Annotated in this window: 16 protein-coding genes; 8 read left to right on the forward strand and 8 right to left on the reverse strand. The window is 63.6% G+C overall.

The genetic code is table 11. From position 1 onward, the window contains the following. Positions 1-136 precede the first annotated feature (136 nt). The 8 genes from metG to nth all read left to right on the forward strand — a co-directional run bounded on the left by metG (position 137) and on the right by nth (position 8,800). Positions 137-2,182, forward strand: coding sequence for a methionine--tRNA ligase (gene metG / locus DKK67_RS12560; protein ID WP_111496660.1), 2,046 nt, complete (start codon positions 137-139; stop codon positions 2,180-2,182). Positions 2,183-2,332: 150 nt separating this feature from the next. Then, on the forward strand, positions 2,333-2,914 hold the full coding sequence (gene rsxA / locus DKK67_RS12565; RefSeq protein WP_111496661.1) for an electron transport complex subunit RsxA: 582 nt from the start codon (positions 2,333-2,335) through the stop codon (positions 2,912-2,914). Between the two features lie 13 nt (positions 2,915-2,927). Further along, positions 2,928-3,515 carry an electron transport complex subunit RsxB gene (rsxB, locus tag DKK67_RS12570; RefSeq protein WP_111496662.1) on the forward strand — a complete coding sequence of 196 codons (588 nt, stop codon included), beginning with the start codon at positions 2,928-2,930 and terminating at the stop codon, positions 3,513-3,515. Continuing rightward, positions 3,515-5,716 (forward strand): electron transport complex subunit RsxC, encoded by a 2,202-nt coding sequence (gene rsxC, locus DKK67_RS12575; protein WP_111496663.1) that lies wholly within the window; start codon positions 3,515-3,517, stop codon positions 5,714-5,716. Before rsxB ends, rsxC begins: the two co-directional genes overlap by 1 nt. Positions 5,717-5,733: 17 nt before the next feature. Then, entirely contained in the window at positions 5,734-6,777 is a 1,044-nt protein-coding gene (rsxD, locus tag DKK67_RS12580; RefSeq protein WP_111496664.1) for an electron transport complex subunit RsxD, read from the forward strand. Position 6,778: 1 nt separating this feature from the next. Further along, entirely contained in the window at positions 6,779-7,435 is a 657-nt protein-coding gene (rsxG, locus tag DKK67_RS12585; RefSeq protein ID WP_111496665.1) for an electron transport complex subunit RsxG, read from the forward strand. A 1-nt stretch (position 7,436) separates the two neighbouring features. Beyond that, positions 7,437-8,153, forward strand: a complete 717-nt coding sequence (locus DKK67_RS12590; protein ID WP_111496666.1) for an electron transport complex subunit E — start codon at positions 7,437-7,439, stop codon at positions 8,151-8,153. Positions 8,154-8,158: 5 nt separating this feature from the next. Beyond that, positions 8,159-8,800 (forward strand): endonuclease III, encoded by a 642-nt coding sequence (nth, locus tag DKK67_RS12595; RefSeq protein ID WP_111496667.1) that lies wholly within the window; start codon positions 8,159-8,161, stop codon positions 8,798-8,800. A gap of 164 nt (positions 8,801-8,964) precedes the next feature. Here the strand turns inward: nth and DKK67_RS12600 are convergent, their stop codons facing one another. The 8 genes from DKK67_RS12600 to ispF form a co-directional block, all read right to left on the reverse strand. Then, complete coding sequence (locus DKK67_RS12600; protein ID WP_111496668.1) at positions 8,965-9,531, reverse strand: chalcone isomerase family protein; 567 nt, start codon at positions 9,529-9,531, stop codon at positions 8,965-8,967. A gap of 198 nt (positions 9,532-9,729) precedes the next feature. Continuing rightward, positions 9,730-10,740: an RNA polymerase sigma factor RpoS gene (gene rpoS / locus DKK67_RS12605; protein ID WP_111496669.1), complete on the reverse strand. Its 1,011-nt coding sequence runs from the start codon at positions 10,738-10,740 to the stop codon at positions 9,730-9,732. Positions 10,741-10,894: 154 nt separating this feature from the next. Next, the gene (locus tag DKK67_RS12610; RefSeq protein WP_111496889.1) at positions 10,895-11,665 is read right to left on the reverse strand and encodes a peptidoglycan DD-metalloendopeptidase family protein; all 771 of its coding nucleotides are present in this window, start codon (positions 11,663-11,665) and stop codon (positions 10,895-10,897) included. A gap of 328 nt (positions 11,666-11,993) precedes the next feature. Continuing rightward, positions 11,994-12,962, reverse strand: coding sequence for a DUF368 domain-containing protein (locus DKK67_RS12615; protein ID WP_228160590.1), 969 nt, complete (start codon positions 12,960-12,962; stop codon positions 11,994-11,996). Next, positions 12,959-13,615, reverse strand: a complete 657-nt coding sequence (locus tag DKK67_RS12620; RefSeq protein WP_111496670.1) for a protein-L-isoaspartate(D-aspartate) O-methyltransferase — start codon at positions 13,613-13,615, stop codon at positions 12,959-12,961. Before DKK67_RS12620 ends, DKK67_RS12615 begins: the two co-directional genes overlap by 4 nt. Beyond that, entirely contained in the window at positions 13,615-14,364 is a 750-nt protein-coding gene (gene surE, locus DKK67_RS12625) for a 5'/3'-nucleotidase SurE (RefSeq protein WP_111496671.1), read from the reverse strand. The genes DKK67_RS12620 and surE overlap by 1 nt, the downstream gene beginning before the upstream one ends. Positions 14,365-14,439: 75 nt before the next feature. After that, on the reverse strand, positions 14,440-15,423 hold the full coding sequence (gene truD / locus DKK67_RS12630; protein ID WP_111496672.1) for a tRNA pseudouridine(13) synthase TruD: 984 nt from the start codon (positions 15,421-15,423) through the stop codon (positions 14,440-14,442). Beyond that, positions 15,420-15,899, reverse strand: a complete 480-nt coding sequence (ispF, locus tag DKK67_RS12635; RefSeq protein WP_111496673.1) for a 2-C-methyl-D-erythritol 2,4-cyclodiphosphate synthase — start codon at positions 15,897-15,899, stop codon at positions 15,420-15,422. The genes truD and ispF overlap by 4 nt, the downstream gene beginning before the upstream one ends. Between the last annotated feature and the right edge of the window lie 4 nt (positions 15,900-15,903).

Consider the following 15,903-nt stretch of genomic DNA (forward strand, 5'->3'; position numbering starts at 1 on the left):
CCCCCGCGGCCCGTTGCGGCCAACAAACGGGATGAAATAAAAGCCCTGTAACGGTATTATTCGGGACCCGTTTTTTCCATGGCCGGCCCTGGTACATCCGGCCCTCATCCTCGTTGATCAACGTTTGGGACATCAAATGACGCAAACGAACGCACAGCCGAAGCGCGACATCCTGGTCACCAGCGCCCTGCCCTATGCCAATGGCCCGATCCACCTGGGCCACCTGCTGGAATACATCCAGACCGATATCTGGGTGCGCTACCAGAACATGCGCGGCAACAACTGCGTCTACGTTTGTGCCGATGACGCCCACGGTACCGCCATCATGCTGCGGGCCGAGCGCGAGGGGATCACATCGGAGGAGTTGATCGAGCGAATCAACAGGGAGCACCAGGAAGACTTCGGTGGGTTCCTGATCCACTTCGACAACTACTACAGCACCCACTCGCCCGAGAACCGCGAGTTTTCCTCGTACATCTACGAGCAGCTCAAGCAGAACAACCACATCGCCACCCGGAGCATCACCCAGGCCTACGACCCGGAAAAACAGATGTTCCTGGCAGACCGGTTCATCAAGGGCACCTGCCCCAAGTGCAAGACCGAGGACCAGTACGGCGATAACTGCGAGGCCTGTGGCGCCACCTACACGCCGACGGAACTGATCAACCCGCGTTCGGCCATTTCCGGCGCCACGCCGGTGGAGAAGGAATCCGAGCACTACTTCTTCCGCCTGCCCGAGTTCGCCGAATTCCTGCGCGACTGGACCCGCAGCGGCACCCTGCAGCCGCAGGTGGCCAACAAGCTGGCCGAATGGCTGGAAGCCGGCCTGCACGAGTGGGACATCAGCCGCGACGCGCCCTACTTCGGCTTCGAGATCCCGGACGCGCCGGGCAAGTACTTCTACGTCTGGCTGGACGCGCCCATCGGCTACCTGGCCAGCTTCAAGAACCTGTGCGACCGTCGCGACGATCTGGACTTCGACATCTTCTGGAAGCCGGATTCCCAGGCCGAGGTCTATCACTTCATCGGCAAGGACATCATCAACTTCCACGCCCTGTTCTGGCCGGCCATGCTCAGCGGCGCGGGCTACCGCACGCCGTCCGCCGTCTATGCGCACGGTTTCATTACCGTCAACGGCAAGAAGATGTCCAAGTCCCGCGGCACCTTCATCATGGCCCGCACCTATCTGGATCACCTGAATCCGGAGTACCTGCGCTACTACTTCGCCACCAAGCTGACCAGCAACGTGGACGACATGGACCTCAACCTTGAGGACTTCGCCCAGCGCGTGAACTCCGACCTGGTGGGCAAGGTGGTCAACATCGCCAGCCGTACCGCGGGCTTCATCACCAAGAAGTTCGACGGCCAGCTGGGACAGGTCACCGAAACCGTCAAGCTGGATGAGTTCATCCAGGCCGGCGACGAGATTGCCGAGCACTACGAAACCCGTGAGTTCGGCCGCGCCATGCGCCGGATCATGGAGCTGGCGGACATCGCCAACCAGTACGTCAACGACAGGGAGCCGTGGGTCCTGATCAAGGACACCGAGCGCGCAGCCGAGGTGCAGGCGATCTCCACCAACGCCATCAACATGTTCCGCCTGCTGATGACGTACCTGGCACCGATCCTGCCGGCCACCGCCGACGCGTCGGAGACGTTCCTCAACGCCAGACTGGACTGGAACGGCCGCGCCCAGCTGCTGGAAAACCACGGCATCAACAAGTTCAAGCCGTTGATGAGCCGGGTGGACATGAAGCAGATCGACGCCATGCTGGAGGCTTCCAAAGAAGCCCTGCCGGCGGCGACCGGTGAGCAGCCCAAACCCGAAGAAGCCAGCGACGTGGAGCCGCTGGCCGACGAGATCGAGTTCGATACCTTTGCCAAGGTGGACCTGCGGGTGGCGAAAATCGTCAAGGCCGAGCACGTTGAAGGGGCGGACAAGCTGCTGCGCCTGACCCTGGACATCGGCAACGAACAGCGCAACGTGTTCGCCGGTATCAAATCCGCCTACGCGCCCGAGGATCTGGAGGGTCGCCTAACCGTCATGGTGGCCAACCTCAAGCCGCGCAAGATGAAGTTCGGCGTCTCCGAGGGCATGGTGCTGGCCGCCGGCTCGGGCGGCAAGGACATCCACATCCTGTCGCCGGATTCCGGCGCCCAGCCCGGCCAGCGGGTCATGTAACGCCCCGTCGGGCAAACGGGCCCGGCGCGACCTCGCCGGGCTACGAGACAGAGCGACTAGAATAAGGGGACATTGGGCCATCCCGAGTTCCCGCGACGAACGCCGCAAAGGCGTCGGTACAAGCGCGGCTGAGGCGCGGAGAGAGATCACATGACGGATTACCTGCTGATCCTGGTCAGCACGATTCTGGTCAACAATTTTGTCCTGGTGCAGTTCCTGGGACTGTGCCCGTTCATGGGGGTGTCCAACAAACTGGAGACCGCCATGGGCATGTCCCTGGCCACCACCTTCGTGCTGACCCTGTCGTCCGTATGCAGCTACCTGGTGTACACCTACCTGCTGGCGCCGCTGGACCTGGCATTCCTGAAAACCATCACGTTTATCCTGGTAATCGCCGTGGTGGTGCAGTTCACGGAAATGGTGGTGCGCAAGACCAGCCCCCTGCTCTACCGGGTGCTGGGCATCTTTCTGCCGCTGATCACCACCAACTGCGCCGTGCTCGGGGTTGCCCTGCTCAACCTGAACCGCAACAACAACTTCATCGAATCGGTGCTTTACGGACTGGGCGCCGCCATCGGTTTTTCCCTGGTCCTGGTGCTGTTCGCCGCCATGCGCGAGCGCATCGCGGTGGCCGACGTGCCGGTGCCGTTCCGCGGCGCGGCCATCGGCATGATCACCGCTGGCCTGATGTCATTGGCTTTCCTCGGTTTTACCGGGCTGGTGAGCGTCTGACGGAGTCAACACCATGTGGACCAGTATCCTGATCGCGATTGGCGCGCTGGCGTTGCTTTCCCTGATCTTCGGCGGCCTGCTGGGTTTCGCAGCCGAACGCTTCCGGGTGGAAGGCAACCCGCTGGTGGACCAGATCGACGCCCTGCTGCCCCAGACCCAGTGCGGCCAGTGCGGCTTTCCCGGTTGTCGCCCCTACGCCGAATCCATTGCCGACGGCGACGCCATCAACAAATGCCCGCCCGGCGGTGAAGCCACCATCCACGCTCTGGCGGACCTGCTGGACGTGGAGCCCGAACCGCTGGACGCCGAACACGGCGTCGACCAGGGCAAGCGGGTCGCGATCATCCGTGAGGACGAGTGCATCGGCTGCACCAAGTGCATCCAGGCCTGCCCCGTGGACGCCATCCTGGGCGCCGCCAAGCACATGCATACGGTCATCGAGAGCGAATGCACCGGCTGCGACCTGTGCGTCGAGCCCTGCCCTGTGGACTGCATCGACATGGTGCCGGTCGAGACCACCATCCGCACCTGGAACTGGGAGCGACCGGAGCTGGCGCGGAACCGGGTCATTGCCAGCGATCGCATGGAGGTGCCGTCCTGATGCGCCAGATCTGGGATTTCCCGGGCGGCATCCATCCGCCGGAGAACAAGCATCAGTCCACCGCCAGCCCGATCCGCAGCCTGCCGCTGCCGGACGTGCTCTACGTGCCCTTGCAGCAGCACATTGGCGCGCCGGCGCAGGCCTTGGTCGAGCCGGGCGATCACGTCCTCAAGGGGCAGACGCTGGCCGAGCCCCAGGGGCGCCTGAGCGTTGCCATCCATGCGCCGACCTCCGGCATCGTCGAAACCATCAGTGCGCATCCGGTGCCTCACCCGTCCGGCATGACCGACTGGTGCGTCGTACTGCGCCCGGATGGGGACGATCGCTGGACCGAACTGCACGGGCTGGAGGACTATCACCGCGAAACCCCGGCCACTCTGCTCGAACGCATCCGGCGGGCGGGCATCGCCGGCATGGGCGGCGCCGGCTTCCCCACCGAGATCAAGCTGCACCCGCCCGGCAACGACAAGGTCACCACGCTGATCCTCAACGGCGCCGAGTGCGAGCCCTACATCACCGCCGACGACCTGCTGATGCGCAGCCACGCCACCGACATCGTGCGCGGCCTGGAGATCATGGCCTACATCCTCGAGCCCGAGGCGTGCGTGATCGGCATCGAGGACAATAAGCCCGAGGCGATTGCGGCCCTGCGCCAGGCCGTCCAGGGCACCCGCATCGACGTCGCCGTGGTGCCCACCAAGTACCCGTCCGGGGGTGAGAAACAGCTGATCCAATTACTTACCGGTCTGGAAGTACCGCACGGCGGCATCCCGGCCGATGTCGGTGTGATGTGTCAGAACGTCGGGACGGCGGCAGCCGTTTACCGGGCGGTCCGATTCGGTGAGCCGCTGGTGTCACGGATCACCACCCTCACCGGCGACGGCCTGTCCGAGCGCGGCAACGTGCACGCGCTGATCGGCACGCCCATCCGCTTCCTGCTGGACCAGGCCGGCTTTGACGTCGCCCGCACCCAGCGCCTGATCATGGGCGGCCCGATGATGGGCTTCACCCTCGAGAATCCGGACGTACCGGTGATCAAGACCACCAACTGCATCATCGCCGGCACGCCGGAAGAGTTCCCGGCACCGCCCCCGGCCCAGCCCTGCATCCGCTGCGGTATGTGCGCCGAGGTGTGCCCCATGGAATTGCTGCCGCAGCAGCTGTTCTGGTTCGCCCAGTCCGGCGAGCACGAGAAAGCGGAGCAGCACAATCTGTTCGACTGCATCGAGTGTGGCGCCTGCTCCTACGTCTGCCCCAGCACGATTCCGCTGGTCCAGTTCTATCGTCACGCCAAGGGCGAGATCCGCCAGCAGCGCGAGGACCACTTGAAGTCGGATCGCGCCCGCGAGCGCTTCGAAGCGCGTCAGGCCCGCCTGGAACGGGAAAAGGCCGAGAAAGAGGCGAAGCGCAAGGCCCGCGCCGAGGCGGCCGCCAAAGCCCAGGCCGAGAAGAAAGCCGCGGCGGCAACCGAACCGGGGCCGAAGAAATCCGCCAGCGCCGCCGTGCAGGCCGCCCTGGCCCGCAAGGGCGTGGCCGCCAAGGACTCGGCGCCGGCACAGGAAGCCCGGGCGTCGGTCACCGAACTGGAAACCAGCCTGTCAAAAGCCGAGGCCAAGCTGCGCAACATGCAGAACCTGCTGAAGGACGCCCGGGACCAGGGCGGTGATACCGAGAAGCTCGAACGCGCGGTGGCCAAGAATCAGGACCGGGTCGCCGCCGCCGAAAAGGCCCTGGCGGACGCCCGCGCCGCCGAACAGCCTCCCGCAGACGCGGGGCAGGCCGAGCAGCCCGATAGGGAGACGCTCCAGGCCAACCTCGACAAGGCCAGCAATAAACTCGACACCATGCGGGGCATGCTGGCCGACGCCCGCGAACAGGGCAGCGACAACGTGGAGAAGCTGGAACGCGCGGTCGCCAAGAACGAACAGCGCGTGGCCACCGCAAGGGACGCGCTGGACGCCGTGCAGCCAACGCAGCCGGCCGCGCCCGTGCCGACAGCGGATATTCCGGAGCTGGAAGCGGCCCTGGAAAAGGCCCGCAACAAGCTGGACACCATGCAGGGACTGCTCGATGAAGCGCGATCCAACGACGGCGACAACGTCGACAAGCTGGAGCGCGCCGTCGCCAAGAACCGGGACCGGGTCGCCCGCGCCGAACAGGCCCTGGCCGAGGCCCGCAACACCGCCGACGCCGAGTCCTGACGGAGAAACTTGATTCAATGGCTTTTCTGAGACTGTCATCGCCCCACGCCCATGGCCCGCAACGGACGTCCCGGGTCATGCTGTGGGTAATCCTTGCCACGCTGCCCGGCCTGTTGATGCAAACGGTCTTTTTCGGCTGGGGCAATCTGATCAACACGATCTTCTGCATCGCCGTGGCGGTGGGTGCCGAGGCGGCCATTCTGGCCCTGCGCGGACGCCCCATCGGCTTTTTCCTGCGCGACAACACCGCCGCCGTGACCGGCCTGCTGCTGGGGCTCTCACTGCCGCCGTTCGCGCCCTGGTGGGTGTGCGTGGTCGCCGTGCTGGTGGCTATTGTGCTCGCCAAACAGCTTTACGGAGGGCTCGGCTCCAACCCGTTCAATCCGGCCATGGTGGGCTATGCGCTGGTGCTGGTGTCGTTTCCCGTGGCCATGACCACCACCTGGGCCAGCCCGTTGGGTGCTGGCAGCGCCACCCCGGATCTGCTGCAGACCCTGGCGATCAACTTCGGCGGCATCGATCCGGTGGACGGTTTTACCATGGCCACGCCGCTCGACGTCTACAAGCATGACATCGGTGCGCAACTGTCGACCCAGGTGCTGCAGCACCCGGCGTTCGGCGACTTTGTCGCCCGCGGCTGGGAGTGGGTCAACCTGGCGTTCCTGGCGGGTGGCCTGCTGCTGATTGCCCTGCGCATCATCACCTGGCATATCCCGGCCAGCCTGCTGGCGGCCCTGTGCGTCATGAGCCTGGCGTTCGGCTGGGACGCCGACCGCTACACGCCGCTTTCGATCCACCTGCTGGCCGGCGCCACCATGCTGGGCGCGTTCTTTATCGCCACCGATCCGGTTTCGGCGGCAACCAGCCGGCGCGGGAAACTGGTCTACGGGGCCGGTATCGGCGCGCTGCTCTACATCATCCGCACCTGGGGCAGTTATCCGGACGCCATCGCCTTTGCGGTGCTGCTGATGAACTTCGCGGTGCCTTTCATCGATCATTACACGCAACCGCGCACCTACGGCCACAAAAAGGCCCGCCGCGTGAAACCGGGTAATTCCTGACATGGCCGCACTGACCCAATCCATCGCCCGCAACGCCATCGGTCTCGGCCTGTTTGCCGTGATCACCGCCGGCACGATCGCCGTGACCCATGGCGTTACCGAGCACCGCATTCAGGAACAGATCCGCGACGCCGAGGCTGGCGCCCTGCTGGAAATCATCCCGGAGGCGCGCCACGACAACGACCTGCTCGAAGACAGCGTTCCGGTCGGACCCTCAGATCGGCTGGGTCTGACCGAACCCGCCTTCGCCCACGTTGCACGCCAGGACGGCAAGGCGAGCGGCGTGATCCTACCCGCGGTGGCGCCCGACGGCTATTCCGGCGCCATTCACCTGCTGGTGGGCATCGACGCCGACGGACGGGTGCTTGGCGTACGGGTCACACAGCACCACGAAACACCAGGGCTTGGCGACAAGGTGGAAACCCGCAAGACGGGCTGGATCTACAGCTTCAACGGCAAGTCGCTGGGCAATCCCGAACCGGACCGGTGGGCCGTGGCGAAGGACGGCGGCGCCTTCGACCAGTTTACCGGCGCCACCATCACGCCGCGCGCCGTTGTCGGCGCCGTTCGCAACGCCCTGCTCTACTTCCGCGACCATCGTGATACGCTGCTGGCACCGCAGGACGGCAGCGCTATCGCCCACAACGATCGAGGCTGACATGGCAACCAAAACCGCCCGTGAGATCATCAAGGACGGACTCTGGACCAACAACCCGGCCCTGGTGCAGGTCCTGGGTCTGTGCCCGCTGTTGGCGGTCACCGGGACCGTGGTCAACGGCATCGGCCTGGGTCTGGCCACGCTGCTGGTGCTGGTGGGGTCGAACCTGTCGGTCTCGCTGATCCGCAATTTCGTGTCGGAATCGGTGCGTCTGCCCGCGTTCGTGATGATCATCGCCTCGTTCGTCACCTGCGCCGAACTGCTGATGCAGGCGTTCACTTACGAGCTGTACCAGATCCTGGGCATCTTCATCCCGCTGATCGTCACCAACTGCGCGATTCTGGGCCGGGCCGACGCCTTTGCCTCGCGCAACCCGATCCTGCCCTCCGTGCTGGACGGCCTGATGATGGGTCTTGGTTTCCTGCTGGTGCTGATGGCGCTGGGCGGCATCCGGGAACTGATCGGTCAGGGCACCCTGTTCAGCGACATGAACCTGATCTTCGGGCCCGCGGCGGCTGACTGGAAGATCCAGGTGTTCGACGACTACGCCAACGTGCTGTTCATGGTCCTGCCGCCCGGCGCCTTCGTCGGCCTGGGGCTGCTGATCGCCCTGAAGAACAGCATCGACGGGCAGATCCAGAAACGCCGCGAAGCCCGCGACACCCAACCGGTTGCCGCCGGCAGCAAGCGGGTCCGAGTCACCGGCCACGTATCCTGAGAGCCATGAATAAAGAAAAACGCACCGCCATTTTCGAGCGGCTGAAGGCCGCCAATCCGAACCCGACCACCGAACTGGTCTACACAAATCCATTCGAGCTGCTGATCGCCGTGATCCTGTCAGCGCAGGCTACCGACGTGGGCGTCAACAAGGCCACCGCCAAGCTCTTCCCCGTCGCCAACACGCCGGAAGCGATCCTGGCGCTGGGCGTCGACGGGCTGAAGGAGTACATCAAGACCATCGGCCTGTTCAACAGCAAGGCGGAGAACGTCATCAAGACCTGCCTGGCCCTGGTCGAGCAGCACGACAGCGTCGTACCGGACACCCGCGAAGCCCTGGAAGCCCTGCCCGGAGTTGGCCGAAAGACCGCAAACGTAGTGCTCAATACCGCGTTCGGCCAGCCGACCATGGCTGTCGACACGCACATTTTCCGGGTGTCCAACCGCACCGGCATCGCTCCGGGAAAGAACGTGCTGGAAGTCGAGAAGCGCCTGGTGCGCCTGGTGCCCAAGCCGTACCTGCAGGACGCCCACCACTGGCTGATCCTGCACGGGCGCTACACCTGCACCGCGCGCAAACCCAAGTGCGGTAGTTGCATGATCGAGGATCTGTGCGAGTTCAAGCAAAAGCGGGACTATCTGGAGTAACAGGCAGCGGGCAGCTCGCGGTCGTCTCTGGCAACGATGAACGCCTGACCCTGACGGCGCTTCCCCAACTCTCCAGCCCTCTCCCGCGAGGGGAGAGGGCTGTTATCGCGGGCACCACAGACGACACAGAGAGCCATGTTGGTTCGTGTTCCGCGGGGCCGGTATCAGTCGTCTTTACCCAGCATCGCCGCTTTCAGATCATCCTGGGCCGGCTCATCAGAGAGCCAGATGCCGAACAGCGCCTTCTTGAAGGCCAGTCCGGGCACCGTGTCCTTCTTCTGACCGTTCTTGAACACCTGCACGCCGTCTCCGGGCACGTAGACCAGATCGAACACGTCGCCTTCCTTGATCTCCTCCTGGAAGACATTCATGAAGCGATCGATCTGCGGCTGCAGCGGCGCCATGTTGCCATCGGTGGAGGCTTCAAAGCCTTCCAGTGTGGCGGAGGTCATCTTCTCGCTGCTGATCAGGCCTGAGATGATGTCCAGGCGAATGGCCTGGGGTTCATCCGCCTCCACGATGGCCCGGGCATCGGATTGCTCGCTGGGCGTATACAGGCTGCTCACGTAAAGGTCGATGAACCACTTGGAGCGCACACCCGCGCCGTTGAGAACCAGTTGGCTGTCGTCTGCGGTCATCTGCTCGGGCACGTCCACCCCTTCCAGGGTGAGCGCGGAAGCGGACCCGGAAAGGGCCACCCCAAGCAGGAAAGCGGAGGTTATCTTTTTCATTGTGATGTCCCTAAACTTATGATTCTTATTTAGTTTACCGTCTCGGTCCAATTGAACCCAAGGCATTGTAGCAAGGCCACATCAAGGCGGCCGCAGTCTGGTTCGCATTTGTCATCTTGCCAGCGGATCCGTTGAACCATCGGGGCATAAAAAAACCGGCGCCCGTTTCCGGACGCCGGCTTTGTCGGTATCGGACGTCTATTTGAACAGCGTGGTGCAGGACAGCCCTTCCTTCTCCAGGATTTCACGCAGCCGCCGCAGCGCTTCCACCTGGATCTGGCGGACCCGCTCGCGGGTCAGCCCGATCTCCTGACCCACCTCTTCCAGCGTGCTGGTCTGGTATCCACGCAGGCCGAAGCGCCGGGACAGCACTTCCTGCTGCTTGTCGCTGAGCTGATCCAGCCAGCGCTCGATGCAGCCCTGCATGTTGGTGTCCTGCAACAGGTCGGCCGGATCCGTAGCGCCTTCATCGGCGACGGTATCCAGCAGGGACTTTTCACCGCTGCTGCCGATCGGCGTATCCACCGAGGTCACACGCTCGTTGAGCCCCAGCATGCGCTTGACGTCATGCACCGGCTTGTCGACCATGCTGGCGATTTCTTCCGCCGACGGCTCGTGATCCAGCTTCTGGGTCAGCTCGCGGGCGGCTCGCAGATAAAGGTTGAGCTCCTTGACCACGTGAATCGGCAGCCGGATCGTACGCGTCTGATTCATGATCGCGCGCTCAATGGTCTGCCGGATCCACCAGGTAGCGTAGGTGGAGAAGCGGAAGCCCCGCTCGGGGTCGAACTTCTCGACTGCCCGGATCAGGCCCAGGTTGCCTTCCTCGATCAGGTCCAGCAGCGTGAGGCCCCGATTGACGTAACGACGGGCGATCTTGACCACCAGCCGCAGGTTACTCTCGATCATTCGCTTGCGGCCCGACTCCTCGCCCTTACGGGCCAGACGCGCAAAATAGACCTCTTCCTCCGGCGTCAGCAGAGGCGAAAATCCGATTTCGTTGAGATAGAGCTGGGTGGCATCCAGCTGTTTCTGGCTGGTGTAGTAACGCCCCGTCGCTTTCGACAGTTCGGGCGTTTCACTGGCTGGTGTGTCGTCTGTCTGGCTTTCGTTGGTGGATTCACCGCTGAGGGTTTCGGTTTCCTCTTCAGCGTCTTCAACTTCATCGGCTACCCGATCAACAATGAGTTCATCACGCTCTGTTGACATAGTCATTGCCCCGCCTTTTAACCCCGGTTGTTATCACTTGCCGGCATTCTTTTTATTCGGCAAGCGCCTGCTGTTCTTCTCAACTGCTTATTACATGTTTCTTTTTCAGCTGTATGACATGCTTTCCAGCAGCCGGACGGGTCCAGAGTTCCGGTTATCGCGGTGGCAGGTAATGCGTCGGGTCCACCGGATTCCCGTTTTTTCTTATCTCAAAGTGCAGCTTCGTCCCATTGGCGCCGCTGCTGCCCATCTCGGCGATGAGCTGGCCCGCCCTGACGTTTTCACCCTCCTGCACCAAAATCTTGCGGTTGTGCGCGTACGCGCTCAGGTAATGCTCGTTGTGGTTGATGATGATCAGGTTACCGTACCCTAATAAACCGTTGCCCGCATAGACCACGTTACCGCTGGCCGCCGCCCTGACCGGATCACCCGCCGATCCGGAGATATCAACGCCTTTGTTGACTTTTCCGGATGTTGAGTATCCTGCAATTACAGGGCCAACATTAGGCCAGCGCCACTCAATACGCGCCACGGTCTGGGTCTGGTTAGGCAGGGCCTGGTCGGCGCGCGGCGCCTTTTCCACCTTGGGTTTCCGCGCCGTCGAGGGCGTCGGTTTCGGCGTCGGCCGACTGGCGACCGCAGCCTTGGCACTGGAGCGGGAACTGGAAGCGGTCTGGCTTGAGGATTTGGCGCTTCCGGAAGGAGCATGCCCTCGCACGTCCAGACGAATCACCTGACCGACCTGGAGGGTATAAGGCGGATCAATACCATTGGCATTGCCCAGCTCGCGATAGTCGCGCCCATAACGCCAGGCAATGCTGTAGAGAGTCTCGCCACGCTCGACCACGTGACGGCCCCAGTAAACGGGCGGGTTATAACGGTCGTCGCGATAGATATCCGCCGTGTTGCAGCCGGTGAGCAGCATCAACAGGGCCAGCACCCCGCAGAACAGGCCACGGGACGCACGACGTCGGATTGGGTGCTTCAGGCGCGAAACCGTCTGGTTCTGTTCCCGAACATCTGTACGGCCATCTGAGCTCACGGATATAACAGCTTCTTTTTTATCGCAAATCGGTCTCAAAAATAGCGCACCCCCTAAAGAGTGCCATATAAGCCCCTAATTTTTTGCATATTTTTTAATCAGATTAAAGTTACGTCACTTTCTCATGTGTTCCGATCGGTAACACTCAAAAGTAACAAGTCGACAGGTTCGATGAGACGAGGCCCTCAAATGTCGCACCTCAAAGGCCGTCTCAACCCGCGGCCTTGCCATTCCGGCTATGCTGGCCGAACCATTCCAGTCCCAACACGATGGCCGCGCCCAGCAGCGCGAGCACTACCGCTGCCAGCAGCGCCGAGGACTGGCCGGTCACCGCGGCATACGTGTCCGGCAACAGGTTCACTTCCTCGAGGGGCACGCGCTCGCCATGACTATTGATGCGCCAGCTCACCGCCTCCTTCCAGGGCCAGACCTTGCTCAAAGCGCCCAGCATGAAGCCGGTCAGCAGTGCCAGCATGGCGTCCCGATAGCGATGGAACGCCCAGGAGAGCAACTGCGCCACGGACAGCAGGCCGACAACACAACCTGTCACAAACAATCCGAGCCGGTCCAGTTGCATTTCGTTAACGGCCGCCAGAATCGGCGCGTACATACCCAGCATCAGCAGAATGAAGCTACCGGAGATGCCGGGCAGAATCATCGCGCAGATGGCCAGTGCGCCGGCTCCAAACAGCGTCCAGGCCGTCACCGGGGCCTGCCCCGGCGTCATCTGCGTGACCAGCCAGGCCACGGCAGCCCCGAGCACGAGCAACACAACAGGGCCGATTCCCCAGCGCTGGATCTGGCGACCCACATGCCAGGCCGAAGCGATAATCAGGCCGAAGAAAAAACTCCAAAGCATGACCGGGTATTCGCCCAGGGCATAGCGAATGCCACCGGCCAGGGTCACGATGCTGGTCAGGATGCCGGCAAACAGTAACACCAGGAAGGTGCCGTCGACGTCACGCCAGAAGTCGGCCACGCGGCCTTTCAGCAGTGAGCCCAGGGCGGCGCGGGGAAAGGCACTGATGGCATCCAGTAGCCGCACGTAGATCCCGGAAATAAAGGCAATCGTTCCGCCGGAGACACCGGGAACCACGTCGGCCGCGCCCATCGCCAGCCCGCGTAGCACGATACCCACCGGGTGCTGCCGGCGCGATGCCGGCTCCCTCTCGGCCGTCATCGCACCACCCCGCCCAGCAGGGGGACGAAGCGGACCGGTTCCATTTGGGTGATATCGAAGTCATCACCCTGGCGTTCAACCCGGGTCAGCACCTGGGTGTCCTCGCCGATGGGCACGACCATAACGCCGCCGTCGGCCAGTTGCGGCAGCAGCTCTTCCGGCAACTGCGCCGGCGCGGCGGTAACGATGATGCCGTCGTAAGGGCCATTCTCCGGCCACCCCATCTCCTGCCCCGCCAGCTTCAGGTGGGTATTACGCAGCTGCAAAGTGCGCATGCGCTCGCGGGCCTTGTTCAGTAACGGGTTGATGCGCTCGACGCTGTACACCTCGTCAACCAGTTGCGCCAGGATCGCCGTCTGATACCCGGACCCCGTGCCCAGCTCCAGCACCTTCGATGGCTGGCTGGCCATGAGCACTTCCGTCATCCGGGCCACGATATAGGGTTGGGACAGGGTCTGCTGATAACCGATGGGCAGCGCCGTGTCTTCGTAGGCTCGATGTGCCAGGGCCTCATCGAGGAAGATATGGCGAGGCGTCTCCGCCAGGGCGGTCAACACCCGCTCGTCGCCTATGCCCGACTCCCTGAGCCTTTGAATCAATCGCATCCGGGTCCGGCGCGATGTCATGCCGATCCCCTGCAACTCTGCAACCATCAGTGTTCCGCCTCCAGCCAGTTGCGCAGCGAGTCCAGGGCCTCGTGGCGCGTCATGTCCACCTGGATCGGCGTCACGGAGACATAATTGTGGCGCACCGCGTGAAAATCGGTGCCGGGTCCGGCGTCGTCCCCTTCCCCGGCGGCCCCGATCCAGTAGCGTTTCTTGCCCCGCGGGCAGGTCATGGGAATGGCCGACTCGCCCCGGCCACGATGCCCCAGGCGCGTGACCTGGAATCCGGCCACCTGTTCCCAGGGGATGTCCGGGACGTTGACGTTCAGGAGGCAACGCGGTCCGAGTGCCAGCGAGGCTTCTTTCTCCAGCAGGGTTCGCACGGCCCGGGCCGCCGTTTCGTAATGCCAGTGGCCCTCATTGACCAGCGAAACGGCGATCGCGGGCATCCCTAGCGAGCGTCCTTCGGTCGCCGCCGCCACCGTACCGGAATAGATAATGTCGTCGCCCAGGTTGGCGTGGGTGTTGATGCCGGAAACGACCCGGTCGAAGCGCTCCTCGAACAGACCGTTCACCGCCAGATGGACGCAGTCGGTGGGCGTGCCGTCGACGGACAGGAAGCCGTGGGGGTGGGATTCCACGGTGAGCGGGCGATTCAGCGTCAACGAGTTGCTGGCGCCGCTGTGATCCCGGTCGGGAGCCACAACGCGAATCTCGCCAAGCCCCGCCAGGCCGTCGTAGAGGACCTTCAGGCCCGGTGAATGGACGCCATCATCGTTCGCCAGCAGAATGCGCACATCAGTCTCCGTTTCGTTCCCTTCCGTCGGTCGGAATGAGCCATCCGCGCATGGCAGGACGGCTTCGATAACCCCTTATGATGCCGCGTTTGCGGGACCCTCGCCACCAACGGTTTCAATAAATTCAGCCACCAGTGCGGTGGCGTAGCCGCCCGGCGCCAGCCGGAAGGACAGGACCAGGCAATCGTCCGCCGGCCAGGTCCAGGTCAGTTCGCTGAACGGCAGTTGCAAGGCGCGCCGTTCCGGTTTCATGCGGGTCTGGCTGAACACGGCCGCCATGGCCGGGTGGCGCTCCACCACGTCGCGCTCCAGCGCTGCCAGCTCGCCGTTGGCGCTTGTGCCGCCGTCGCCCCAGAGCGGACCGCTAGGCTCGTCGCTCCAGGGATCAGCGTCCAGCATATGGCGCCAGTTACCTTGCCCCACCCTTTCTGCCAGCACTTCATTAAACAGCCATGACCGGGCCGCGGAAAAGGCCATTCCGGCTTTGAAGTTGCGACCGCGCCGCGGCCGTCCACCGTCGGCCACGGCGCGGTCCAGGTTATTGCCCTGGTGCCCGAAACGCTGGGGGCCGAAATAGTTGGGCGCGCCCTCGTCGCGTATCCGGGCAAGGCGCTCGTCCACGGCGGCCCGGTCCGCCCGGACATCGGTCAGCCGCAACTGGAAGCGGTTGCCGTCGTGCTCCCCACGCCGCAGTTTGCGCTGGTGGCGGGTCTGTTCCCGCACGGTCCAGCGCTCCCCGACCGCCCGGATCAGGTCGGCGTCATCCGCACGTCCGGGACGATACAGACTAAACCACTGCCGGGTGACGGCGTGGCGGTCCTTGAGGCCGAAAAAGCTCACGTCAAAAGGCCGCGTCCCGGCCAGTCTGGCGAGCTCCCGCGCGACATACTCCGTGTTATCGCCGCGCTTCTCCAGGTACAGGCAAAGATGCTCGCCGTCGCCGGAGAACGGCGACTCGACGATCTCCTCCACCCGGAAATCCTCGGGTGTCGCCCGCAGTACCGCCGTCCCCAGCCGCTCGCCGTGGGCGGTGGGCCAGTCCAGTCGCCAGGCCGTCATGCCGGCGCGTCCAGCAGCAAACAGATCGCCTCGCTGGCGATACCCTCTTCCCGTCCGGTGAAACCAAGCTTTTCTGTGGTGGTCGCCTTGACGCTCACCGCAGACTCAGGGAGTTCCAGATCGGCCGCAATGTGGGCTCGCATTTGCGGAATATGGCCGGCCATCTTCGGTTTCTGGGCAATAATCGTGCTGTCGATATTGGCCACCCGGTAGCCTTCGGCGCGTACCGCCTGGTACACCGCCCGCAGCAGTTCCCGGCTGTCGGCGCCGCGCCACTGGTCGTCGGTATCCGGGAAAAAGTGGCCGATGTCGCCCAGGGCGGCTGCCCCCAGCAGCGCGTCGGCAATCGCGTGGAGCAGGACATCACCGTCGGAGTGGGCCTTGATCGCCCGGGTGTGGGGAATACGCACGCCGCCGACAACGATGCTGTCACCGTCGCAGAACGCGTGCACGTCGTAACCTTGACCGATTCGCATGGGT

The sequence above is a fragment of the Marinobacter bohaiensis genome, assembly GCF_003258515.1.
Lineage (GTDB): Bacteria > Pseudomonadota > Gammaproteobacteria > Pseudomonadales > Oleiphilaceae > Marinobacter_A > Marinobacter_A bohaiensis.